This is a genomic window from Bradyrhizobium sp. 62, assembly GCF_023073035.1.
In the GTDB taxonomy this organism is placed as follows: domain Bacteria; phylum Pseudomonadota; class Alphaproteobacteria; order Rhizobiales; family Xanthobacteraceae; genus Bradyrhizobium.
On sequence record NZ_JADPIT010000023.1, the window covers coordinates 78,142 to 89,632 of the forward strand.

An 11,491-nucleotide genomic window follows, 5' to 3' on the forward strand; every position below is an offset into this window, starting at 1 on the left:
AGATCGCACGGGAATCGCCACCGGCGCGGTCGATCAAACCGCCAGCAAGGCCCTCGCCGTCATCGAGCAGAACCTTCAGCAGATGCAGGGTGGAAAACTGCTGATGACCTTCGCGCATCGCCAGCGATTGCGCGGATTGGATGAAACCACGCGAGCGCTCGGTATAACGTTCAATATTCATCATCGTCTTCCCTCGGCGATGCCGCTCCGCTCCAGGGTGCGATCAGCAAGAGGAGGTACCGGTTTTGCGTTCGATCGCGATCAAGATATTCAGGGTCCACGATCTGATCGCCCAACCGCCCGCCGTTAGTGGATTGTCCGCAAGGCACGCACGCGGCATGCTCTTTGGGTTTCCGCAAGCTCGCACTGACATTCGTCAACTCGCCAAGCGGTTTTCGTCGTCGATGCTGAAGCACTCATATCGCCGCGTTTGAGCGGTGCCCTGTCTGTCCGCACCAGCTAACCGCTCGGACCGGACGTCTCACCGCAGCCGTCTCGCATCGCTCAAGACGTGGCGATTCTTGCTTCTCGTCCCTCGAACGCTGCGATCAGATCATACCGCATAGTTCATTGGCGACACCCTCGCGGAGCGGGTTCCTACGTCGTCGCCTAACAGGACATCCTGATCGATCTCGCCTATCATTCGGCCTGCAATATTTGAACGCCGATTGACACAATCGGGACGGAAAACACGCGCAAGTCAGCTCTGAAAACGTCAACTGTCCGCGGATCCACAGGAAAAAAAAGCGGATGGCCAAACTAACCAAGCGCTACCGGCCAGCAATGCGCGTACAGCCTACCTTGTCGGCGGCGAGCGAAGTTGAGCAATATTTGTCGCGGTCCCGCGCCGCAATAGCCTGCCGCGAGGAATGCCTCCGGGCGGCCTTCGGCCGCCTGGGCCAACTTAGTCCGCTTTGCGCGAACTCCGGACATTCGCAAATCGGATGTTATGGAATGCCGCGGCCGGCCAACGTATGGGTGCCCAGGAAAGGATTGCATAGGCAGCAGTCGATCTATTTGATATTGTTACTACATTTTCTAGGTCCTGACAAGTTGTTACACAGTGATGTGGCGTGCCCAGCTTCGTGGGGAGACCAAGTTATCCCTTAAGCGGGTTCGCCCTGGCCCCCTCCGCCAACACGGCCCCGATTAGCGACCTTGTCGGGGCGCTTTCGGCTATGGGCACGTTGCCTTGCTCGTGGATAAGTTGGGTTGAGTGCCGCCTTCAACCCAGAATCACAGTACGGTCTAGAATTTCGCTAGATCATTCAAACGGGGCGCAAATGGAAACGCAGTCAAGCTTAGCTGCGGATGCTTCTTTTACATCCGTTAAAACGGCAAAAGCGCTAGTTGGCGAACAAGCTAGCAACGAGATTGTTTTTGCGGTTGTCGGCTATGTCGGCTCAGGCACGAGCGAAATCGCAACGACGCTAAAAGGGCTTTTGGAAAATCCGGCTCTCCCCGGCGGCCGATATGACGTCGACATCTTGAAAGCACGCAAAGTCATTGAAGACTGGGCAACGAAATCCGGCGAAACCGTGCCGGTCACTCCCCAGAACGATTTGGCCACTACGACGAAGTTTCAAGACCTAGGCGACAAAATGCGAGTAGGCGGTGATCACGCAATCGTCGCGAGACGTATGATTGATCTCATTCGCCTCACCCGAGCAACTAAACTCGGTATTAGCGATCCGGGCGAAGACGCTGTCCCTCCCGATGGTGTGCGACGCGCCTACATTCTTGACTCCATCAGACACCCGGCAGAAGTCGAGTTGCTACGACGTGTTTATCAAGACGCATTTGTTCTGGTGGGCATCGTTTGCGAAGCCAAGGTCCGTCAGAACCGCATAGTAAGTAAATACACCAATGCTGGGGTTGGAGACGCAGAGAAGTTCATGAAGAGAGATGCTCGTGATATGGAAAAGCACGGGCAGCGAGTCTCTGATGCTTTTCATATGGCCGATTTCTTCGTCGACAACACGACCGACCAATTTCTCGACGGGCAAGAGCCAAACCCTGATTGGGACATAAGCGATAATCTATCGCGGTTGATCAGAATTATGACCGTCGCAGACGTTGTGCGTCCGACCATTTCAGAAACAGCAATGCATGACGCTTATGGGGCATCGCTCCAGAGTGCATGTCTTTCTCGCCAAGTAGGCGCCGCTCTCCTCGACGCCACAGGCAATATCGTCGCCACCGGGACGAACGAAGTGCCACGCGCGGGGGGCGGCGTTTATGGCGAATCCTTTTACTCGCACCAAGACGACCACCGCTGTGTGTTTCAGAAGGTTGGGAAGTATTGCAGTAACACGAGAGAACAAAATGCTATCATCAACAAATTGATTGAGGACGTGCCAGAATTACAAGCTCTCGACAATATCCGTAAGAATAAGCTGCGATTGGAATTGCGTGAGAGCCGAGTTGGCGACCTCCTCGAATTCAGTCGGGCCGTGCACGCGGAAATGGACGCCGTATTTTCTGCCGGCCGAAAGGGCGTGACCACCGTCGGGACCCGTCTATTTGTAACGACCTTTCCCTGTCACTATTGCGCAAGAGGCATCGTTGCCGCAGGCATTGATGAGGTGCAATACATTGAGCCGTATCCTAAGAGCCAGGCCCTGTCACTTCATCCGGACGCGATCACAATCAACGCCAAGGACTGGAAGGAACCCAGCAAAGGTGGAAGCAAGGTCTTGTTCCGTGCTTTCACGGGCGTCGCTCCGCGTCTTTACAAGCGGGCGTTCCTCAAAGATCGAGACTTGAAGAACTCAACCACAGGCGACTTTCAAATCGGAGCACCGGAATGGGGCTCTCCGTGGCACCTTCATGGTGTCAGTTACGTAGAACTAGAAGCCGCTCTAGCGAAGTCAAAATAATGGGTCCTCCCGCCAAACCAAAGGCCAATTTCCTTCGATTGGTCGACTCCGGCCCCTCGGCACCATTGACGGAGGAATCTTTCGCTCGACCGGCTTGGCAAAACACTTTGTTTGCAAGCGCCAATCCGTCGCTAATTGTTATCGTCGACTGTGAACACGTCACCGATCATGAATTAGTAACGACTCTCAGCGGCTCAAAGCCAAAGTATGTGTTTGACATCCGTCGTGTCCCGCGATTTGACATCGGACGCCTCACACGTCGCGCTGCTTTCGAAGCGTTTCAGGCGGCCGGTGCGAACTACATCGATTTGACGAGCGTCCATCGCCAGAACAAGTCTAGCCCGTCTCCAGAAGTAATTGGTAAGACGATGAGCGACGCACTTTCCTTTTCGTCGAAGGAGGGCGCGACGGCAATACTGGTTGAGAACAGTCAATTCTCGGAAGAATACATCACTGCTCTTCTGGACGCATTGACCACGGAAAACGAAGAACCTTGGGACGTGTTCAGGGTGCCGCGTGCTCCAAGCTCTGCACCAGCCCCGGGCAATCGCGAAGTTATCTTCATTAGTCATGCGAATCCCAAAGATAACGAGTTCGCGATCTGGCTGGCTCAACAGCTCACCCTTTGCGGATATTCCGTGTGGTGTGACGTGAACAACCTTTCGGCCGGCGACAAGTTCTGGGAGGACATCGAGAACTGCATTCGCAATCGATGCGCCAAAGTCATCGTCGTCTTATCGAAAAATTCGCAATCAGCCTCCGGCGTCCTCGACGAAATCGATCTAGCGATCCGGGTGGAGCGAGCATCACAGCTCACACGATTTGTTCTGCCTATCCGGCTCGATGATCTGTCCTTCGCAGACGTGCGTGCGAATTTGGGGCGAAAGAACATTATCGATTTCCATAAGAATTGGGCATCAGGACTTAAATCGATCATCGATGTCCTCGCACGAGATCGAGTGCCCCACATAGACGGGGCTGTCCTCAACGCGCTCAATTTTGGCTCGCAAAAGAACCGCGCCATCCGCGTTACTGATCGACCCGAGCAGTTGACCAGCAATTGGTTAGCGATACGGAAGCTCCCGCCGTTCGTGCACTATTACGACGTCGCGGCTCCCCTTGAGCAAGTCGAGGAAATAGCCGCCGCCATGCGAACGCCCTCGTTCAGACATTTGCGCCTCATAGGAACGTTTTGCGACGCGAAGCAGGAGGCACCTTCGGAATACTCGGATATGTTGACTGAAAGATATAAGGTCGACATCAATGAATTTCTGACTGGTCGGTCGACGGGCGCTCCTTCCGTAAAGCCCCGGGATGCACACAACATCGTTATGAGCATGTTGCGCCAGGCATGGAATGCGGAAATGGCTCATCGAGGCCTTAGAAGCTTTGCCATGGCTTCCAACTCGCTTGCTTGGTATATGCCGACGAATCTTTTGGACCGCAACACAGTGACCTTCCTGGATTCCGACCAGAAAAAGCGACGGAAGGTGATGGTCAATTGGAGCGAGCGGCGAAAGGTCTTTTGGCATTTCGCGGTTGAAGCTCGTCCCAGCCTTGGGCTTCAGCCCAGATATGCACTCCGCCAGCATGTCATCTTTACGGTCGATGGGCAGACGCCACTTGTTAGTAAGGAGCGCATGCACGTCCTGCGCAGACGATTTTGTAAGAGCTGGTGGAACGACCGTTGGCGCGATCTGCTCGTTGGCTTTGTTGCATGGCTGAATTCTTCGCCTGATGGATTGACGTTAGGAGCAGGCTTGCAAGTCGAGCTGGACAAGCAACTCCTAAACTTCATCTCTCCTCTGTCTCTTGATAGTGGCGAAAGCACTGAGGATGGTCGCATTTCAGAATCCGATGATGACGAGCTTTCGGACGATGATTTTGACTTGTCAGATGAGACAGATGATTCGGCTTCGGAAATGCAGGATGTTAGCGAAGCATGATTGAATCCGATCGGATCGAGATTGTGCCTGAGCCGAAGTTAGAGTTTGGCTATAGGCAGCAGCTAGAGGACCCCCGTGACGGTCTCTTTCTCTTCGGACCTATCGTTGATCATCGGAAACCAGCTCAAATTCGTGCTGGCGTAATAGGGACGCAGCAAGGCGTTTCTGTATTTAGAGAGTGGTTGAGGAAGGTTAGCGCGTTCATTCCTGCACCGACCGCCAGCGCCTCGCGCCAGTTCGCCTTCCCAGGATTTGAGGCAGCGTTCCGCACCCCCTGGCCTATAAATTCCGTTGCTGAGCTTGCCGTATCTGCAACTGACATCGGAAATGCCATCCGCCAGAGTGACCGCCACAAGGCGATCTACGACACCGTTTCTCTTTTTGAGCGTTCAATTAGGAGACAACTTCGAGATGACGACGCGCAAGTGGACGTTTGGTTTGTCGTAATTCCCGACGAAGTTTGGCGATTGGGGCGGCCTCTATCCAAACTAGGCAAAGCTGAAGCGATAATTTCTAAGCCTTCGATTGGGGCCCGAGTCGCTCGTCGACTATTTCGCGAGCCTTCTTTGTTTTCCGAGGAGATGAACGAGGCCGAGATCTATCGTTACGAGTTGAATTTTCATCACCAGCTAAAAGCTCGATTGATTAGGTCGCGGGCTGTCATTCAAGTGATTCGGGAGAGCACACTTCTAGTAGGCGAGATCGGCGATGGCGTTCAAAGACGGCTCCAAGATAGCGCGAGTGTCGCGTGGAATCTTTGCACCACAGCCTATTTTAAGAGCGGAGGACGGCCTTGGAAGCTGGCGAACGTCCGGGAGGGAGTTTGCTATGTTGGGCTCGTCTTCAAGATAAACACGGTGGATACAACCCAGGGCAACGCCTGTTGCGGGGCGCAAATGTTCTTGGATTCTGGCGACGGGCTAGTTTTTAAGGGGGCGATGGGCCCTTGGTATTCGAGCGAGACGAAGGAGTTTCATCTCCCTAAAAGTGAAGCCCGATCTTTGATGTCTAGTCTGCTTCAATCATACTATGACGAGCATAAGCGAGAGCCTGTTGAACTGTTTATCCATGGTCGCACTCGTTTCAGCGACGAAGAGTGGGAGGGCTTCCGGGAAGCTGCTCCCGAGAACGTTAACCTAGTCGGGGTGCGAATAACTCGATCTCAAGAGATGAAGCTTTTTGCCCCGGGCCGCTTGCCAATCCTACGCGGCACGACCTATCGGCTCAGTCCAAGGCGTGCGTTGCTTTGGACGAGTGGCTTCATTCCCCAGCTCGCAACGTATCCCGGCCGTGAAACGCCGAACCCTCTCCTAATAGAAATAACGCGAGGAGAGGCGAGTCTTTCGACTGTTGTTGCCGATATCATGGGCTTGACGAAAGTGAATTTCAACGCGTGCCTCTTTGCTGATGGATTGCCCGTCACGCTGCGCTTTGCGGATGCGGTTGGAGAAATCTTGACGGCCGCTCCAATCGCGGAAGGCGCCCCTCTTCCATTCCGGCATTATATCTAGCGTCACTCCATTACGAGCCCTGGCTGCTAGCATCTGAGACCGGCCGATAACCGCTCAAGGTTCCAAAATCTGAGGGGCCACCTCGTAGCATCTGGAGGCGGCAATCCCCCCGTCCCCCTAGGTCGATTGATGAATCTCGGCGCAATGTTAGCGCCAATGCGCATGCTGCCGTCTGCTTTGAGTGAAACATGCAACGGAGCCCCCCGATTTCCGCGCCGGCGCAATGACAGTCACCACGGGGTTGCTCGTCCAGCCGCGTTGTGTCAGATGGCCACCTCGCTCTGGCATCACTGCCTAGACGCGGTTTCGAGGCTCGCCCAATTCTCAAAGTAAAGGTTGAGCCATCCGAGCTTGTACTGAGGCAAGGGACCGTAATCGGGCATGAAGCGTCGAAAGGTGCTGTCATTGCGCTGCTGCCCCTTCTTTCCAGGCGTGTGCAGCCAATCCTTATGAATTTCCTGGAGGGATTTGGCGACAATTCCGCTCGGCACGACCCATGTCCTCGGCTGGTCGGCGAGCGATTTCCCAAAATCGACAAAACTATAGAAGAAATTCGGCGACATGAGTTCTTCGTGCTTCTGCCCCATATGCCACCCGCCGTCTGAACCGATGTCGCGCCGCACTTTTACTTGGACGGCGCAGAGCCGATCGCCCAGCTTATCGGTCACGACAATGTCCGCATTCGGCACTCCGGTCGGAGCAAGCGCCGCTATCATATTCCGGCGCAGAAGCTGTGACATTACGAAATGCTCGCCGGCAGCTCCCAGAATCGTACTGTTCGGACCATTTGCTTCTTTAGCCATTCAATTCCCCCGTTATCTTTATGGGCTTGGCTGCTACACCGGATGATTCTCATGCTTAATATCGTTGTTTGCTACTTTCCTCTCCGCTCCATTGTTCACCAACTCGCGCTTGTTGGCTCGAGCATGTGTCCCTTTACAAGGCTCAACGATTGATTTCTGCTCGGGCCACAAGGCGACCTTTGATACCCACCCATGCTGAGTCCGATTTGTCCATGATAGTAATTTACCCGGCCGTCGCGCGACATCGGCTGCGGGCCCGCATCTTTTGTCGCGTCGTATTTCCGGTGTGTCCCCGGCCCGAACTACGCCAGGGGCACAAACGTGACACGTGGCCTCGTGGCGGCGGCTCGCTGCTTTCCCCCCGTATAACCCTCAGCCACGTTCTGAAGTATTCTTCATGGAATGGCATGACCGGCGGCTCCGGCGCATCTCGCGCTGCTTTGGCTATAAACACACCGGCGCACGTCATCCTCTGTCCTGAGTCGATTTGACTCATGTTCTGCATATTGGCGAGCAATTCCAGCGCGACTAACAATGGTGTCAACGGAGGTCGATTGTGCTGTATTTCCGCTAGTCTAGAACGATGAGGCGCCCACTATCGCGCCGTTTTTTCCTCACTGTCGGGCGGCGAAACAGCGCGGATGAATTCTCAATGTGCATTGTCCACTGGTGGTACAAGAGACAGCGAGCGAACTCCACGACCGACCTTTAGGCGGCAGTCGTGATCGAACTGGTCTCCGCCGATAATCTACAAACGCCGCGGACGGGGCTGGAGACTTTCGGCGTTGTGGTCCGCGGATGGGGAAGCTGGGAGCGTGGAGACAAAGTCGAACGCCCAAAAAGCCCAGCTTGCCGGCCTATTCCCAGTCTCTTGGGAACGCTGACAGATCGCCGGACTGCGTAGCTGGGGCGGTAGAGGTCGAAATCCATCATCGACCCGAAAGGTTCGAAGCGGCACCTCCAAGGCCATTTGTATCGTACGAAACACCTAAGCAAGTTTGCCCCTTCTACCGCGGGACTTTCCGCGACAGATCGCAAGAGTATGAGTGCAAGTTAATGTAAAGCGAACGCACGCGAAATCTCGCTTAGCCAGCAAAGTCTTATCTACAAGGTGCCGACATGATTCGTTCTCCAGCGAATTTTGCCTCGTTAAAACTCAACAAAAATAAATGAAGGATATCCCTGTGGCACAGTGATTTCTCGCATTTCTGCTACCGCTATACTGACCTAGTCCTTTGACTGGAAGGCAAGGTTCAAATACCCAATGTGCACTTCACGTAAGATGCCCGCGAAGGAAATTGGGAAGCATGAAAGCCGCGATCGACATCGAAAAGTTGGTGCAGTGGGCCATTCGTGAAGAGCTGCCGAAAGGGCGTCCGATATCGGCGGATATTGGCTTTGCGATCGGCCGTCGTCCGATCCTTCCGGGCAGCATCGCTCGTAGTTTTGACCGGAGGCCGACCGCCGATATTTGGTCTCGGGGTTACGTGCCAGGAGAGCCATGTGCTGATGCTCACCGTGTGGCGGATGCTATCGGCAGTCTTGATACCGAAGTACGGCTCTCGAGTTGCTCCGAGGCGCTGCGGCTCTTGGGCGAATTCGGCAGCATCGCAGGCGACGCAGTGACCGCTATCATGTCATCAACGTTCAATCCGCAGGCAATCGTCGTCAACAATGCCGCGCAGGGTAAGCGCCCCAACTGGCGCTTCGACGCGCCCTCGCCAAAACAAAGATTCGTACTAACCCAAGGGCGTCCTCGGCCATTGGTATATGGCGTCGACTCTGCTGGCGATCTTATCGAATTGAAGCGTAATGAAGGTCGGGCGCGCAAACGTGATGGGGAATATATGCTCACGTTATCACCGCGGTCGCCTCTAGAATGGTGCGATCCGTCTCTGCTCGCGATTGCTGAAGCCCGAGCAGAATACGTGGCGTGGTATTGCGCGATCAACACCCTTGCGCTCAGGCTCGCTGGCAACCTCGATGCCTTCGAGCCGCTACGTTCTGCAGCAGCGCCAACGCCTTGGTTGATCGTTGTCCCAGCCGGTTATTCCAAGGCGAAATCGGTCAAAAGGAATCGAGAGTTACGTGCGAGCGAGGTCGTAGAGACCGACGGGCTTTGAGGGTTTGCTTGCGACGCCTTGTTTGTACATCGTCCAGGCTCGCTCGCGCCGCACGAAGGCTTAAAAGCTCAAATATATCAGGTATTTACTGAATCGAATAGCGTTGCCGCCTTCAACACCGAAGGTGGCACTCGCGTGTGCCTCTCGGAAGCGCCACGCCCCAGCAGAAATCACAATGACCACGAAACGTACGGATCATCGGATCGCGCGGGCGATCGACGCTACGCGTGCGTCCTCGGCCCACACCGATTTTATTGCGATTGTGCGCGCTCTTGCCAAGCGGCACGCAGGCGAAGATCATGCGGACGAGATCGCCCGCCACGCACCGCAACCCGCGTCAGAGTAGAGCCATGATCCGCGCCGCCATTTACGCACGATACAGCGACGAAAAGCAGAACGACCGATCCATCGAGGATCAAATCGCCCTGTGCCGTGACCTTTGCGGTCGTGAAGGGTTTGCTACGATTACGTCGTTCGAGGATCGCGCCATCTCAGGCACTGGCGCGATCAACCGCCCCGGCTTTCAAGCCCTGATGCGCGCCGCTGAGTCAAAGTTCTTTGATGTCATTGTTGCCGAGGATATGGACCGGCTGTTCCGCAATCAGGCCGACTATCATAACTCGCGCGAACGGCTCGATTTCCTCGGCATCCAGATTCACACCGCTGGCGGAAAAGTCGGCAAGCTCGATGGATCGCTGCGTGCCCTGATGGGCGAGATGTTCATTGAAAACCTTGTGGTTCATACCCGGCGCGGCATGGAGGGCGTGTTGCGCGACGGCCGGCACGCTGGTGGCCGCGCTTACGGTTATCGCTCTATTGCTGGCAAACGTGGCGAGTTGAAGATCGTGGAGGCCGAAGCAGAGATCGTCCGGCGCATTTTCAGCGAGTACGTAGGCGGCAAGTCTCCGCGCGACATCGCGCATGATCTCAACAAAGAAGGCATTGCGCCGCCCCGACGAAACAGCTGGAACGCCTCGACTATCAACGGCAATTTGCAACGCGGCCACGGCTTGCTGTTGAATGAAATCTACATCGGCAAGATTGTGTGGAACAAAGTCCGCATGATCAAGAATCCGGCGACGAAAAAGCGCATTTCGCGCCCGAACCCGCCGAATCAATGGCGAACCGCTGAGGCGCCGCATTTGCGGATCATTCACGATGAGCTTTGGCAAGCGGCTCAAGCCCGCAAGCGTAGGACGAGTAAGCCGCTGGGCGACGCGCCCGCAAAGCCGCGACCGCACAAGCAGCGTCGCGTCCTCGCCGGGCTTCTTCGTTGCGGCAGTTGCGGCGGCAGCATGGTCTCGGCCGGCGATCGGCATGGGACATACCGCGTGCAATGCTCCACCTTCCGGGAGAGCGGAAAGTGCGCAAACGGCCGCCGCGTTAAGCGCGATGATCTCGAGGATCTGGCGCTTTCCGGCATGCAGCTCGAATTGGCCAAGCCGGTCTATCTTGTTGAATACGTCAAGACATATAACGAGGAGCGAAAGCGCCTCGCGAGGGGCGCTGTCAACGCACGGGGAAAATTGGAGCGACGCAAGGGCGAAATCGACCGCGAGCTTGGCCGGGCGAGCGACGCCATCATAAAGCACGGCGTCGATCCGTCCACGCTGGCTTCCTCAATGAACCGACTAAAGGCCGAGCGCGACGAAATCGAAGGCAAACTTGCCGCGATCAAGGAAAGCGACAAGATCATCACGCTTCACCCGGTCGCGATCGAGCGCTATCAGCGAGACCTTGAAGAGCTAGCAAGCCTATTACCGCGCGCTGATCTTGGAATTGGCGACGAGCTAGGCGAGAGCGTTCGACGGCTTATCTCGGCCGTGATTGTGCACGCGCCGCCGAACAGCGAAAAACTTGAGGTGGAGATCATGGGGCGGCTCGAGGAACTGCTCGCGGCGCCTACGTTCACGCCCCGTTCTAGCGGGGGGTCTTTGGTGGTAGCGGGAGAGGGACTCGAACCCCCGACCCCAGGATTATGATTCCCGTGCTCTAACCAGCTGAGCTACCCCGCCACAGGGTCGCGAGGGCCGAAACAGGCCGATCTCGCGAACGCGCGGCATATAAGGAAGGGGGCGGCGGGCTGTCAATCCGAGTTTGCTTCCGCTTTGGCTAAAGCTTCCGCCTTCGCCAAGGCTTCCGCCTTCGCTAAAGCTTCGGCGGGACATGTCGGCGGGGATTTGGGCCTTTTGGCGCTGAATCCGTCATGGCCGGGCTTGTCCCGGCCAT

The 11,491-nt window shown here is 55.7% G+C and carries 6 protein-coding genes, 1 tRNA gene and 1 pseudogene; 4 read left to right on the forward strand and 4 right to left on the reverse strand.

From position 1 onward, the window contains the following. Positions 1 to 181: pseudogene (locus IVB47_RS23960) on the reverse strand (Clp protease N-terminal domain-containing protein); the annotation flags it as partial. A gap of 1,102 nt (positions 182 to 1,283) precedes the next feature. Between IVB47_RS23960 and IVB47_RS23965 the strand changes: the two are divergent. The 3 genes from IVB47_RS23965 to IVB47_RS23975 are packed head-to-tail and all read left to right on the forward strand — an operon-like array spanning position 1,284 to position 6,336. After that, on the forward strand, positions 1,284 to 2,879 hold the full coding sequence (locus tag IVB47_RS23965) for an anti-phage dCTP deaminase (RefSeq protein WP_247464921.1): 1,596 nt from the start codon (positions 1,284 to 1,286) through the stop codon (positions 2,877 to 2,879). Next, entirely contained in the window at positions 2,879 to 4,825 is a 1,947-nt protein-coding gene (locus IVB47_RS23970; RefSeq protein WP_247464924.1) for a toll/interleukin-1 receptor domain-containing protein, read from the forward strand. The genes IVB47_RS23965 and IVB47_RS23970 overlap by 1 nt, the downstream gene beginning before the upstream one ends. After that, entirely contained in the window at positions 4,822 to 6,336 is a 1,515-nt protein-coding gene (locus IVB47_RS23975; RefSeq protein WP_247464927.1) for a hypothetical protein, read from the forward strand. The genes IVB47_RS23970 and IVB47_RS23975 overlap by 4 nt, the downstream gene beginning before the upstream one ends. Before the next feature lie 287 nt (positions 6,337 to 6,623). Here IVB47_RS23975 and IVB47_RS23980 read toward each other — a convergent pair whose 3' ends face one another. Further along, positions 6,624 to 7,139, reverse strand: a complete 516-nt coding sequence (locus IVB47_RS23980; RefSeq protein ID WP_247464929.1) for a hypothetical protein — start codon at positions 7,137 to 7,139, stop codon at positions 6,624 to 6,626. 1,307 nt (positions 7,140 to 8,446) lie between these two features. Here IVB47_RS23980 and IVB47_RS23985 point away from each other — a divergent pair. Further along, positions 8,447 to 9,262: a hypothetical protein gene (locus IVB47_RS23985; RefSeq protein ID WP_247464932.1), complete on the forward strand. Its 816-nt coding sequence runs from the start codon at positions 8,447 to 8,449 to the stop codon at positions 9,260 to 9,262. Positions 9,263 to 9,810: 548 nt separating this feature from the next. On the opposite strand, the gene IVB47_RS23990 is transcribed toward IVB47_RS23985, so the two are convergent. Next, the gene (locus IVB47_RS23990) at positions 9,811 to 10,854 is read right to left on the reverse strand and encodes a hypothetical protein (RefSeq protein WP_247464935.1); all 1,044 of its coding nucleotides are present in this window, start codon (positions 10,852 to 10,854) and stop codon (positions 9,811 to 9,813) included. A gap of 346 nt (positions 10,855 to 11,200) precedes the next feature. After that, positions 11,201 to 11,277, reverse strand: a tRNA-Met gene (locus IVB47_RS23995). Positions 11,278 to 11,491 lie beyond the last annotated feature (214 nt).

Coding starts and splice junctions, on each gene's coding strand:
- IVB47_RS23970 (WP_247464924.1), top strand. CDS start 2,879: ATGGGTCCTCCCGCCAAACCAAAGGCCAATTTCCTTCGATTGGTCGAC.
- IVB47_RS23975 (WP_247464927.1), top strand. CDS start 4,822: ATGATTGAATCCGATCGGATCGAGATTGTGCCTGAGCCGAAGTTAGAG.
- IVB47_RS23980 (WP_247464929.1), bottom strand. CDS start 7,139: ATGGCTAAAGAAGCAAATGGTCCGAACAGTACGATTCTGGGAGCTGCC.
- IVB47_RS23965 (WP_247464921.1), top strand. CDS start 1,284: ATGGAAACGCAGTCAAGCTTAGCTGCGGATGCTTCTTTTACATCCGTT.
- IVB47_RS23985 (WP_247464932.1), top strand. CDS start 8,447: ATGAAAGCCGCGATCGACATCGAAAAGTTGGTGCAGTGGGCCATTCGT.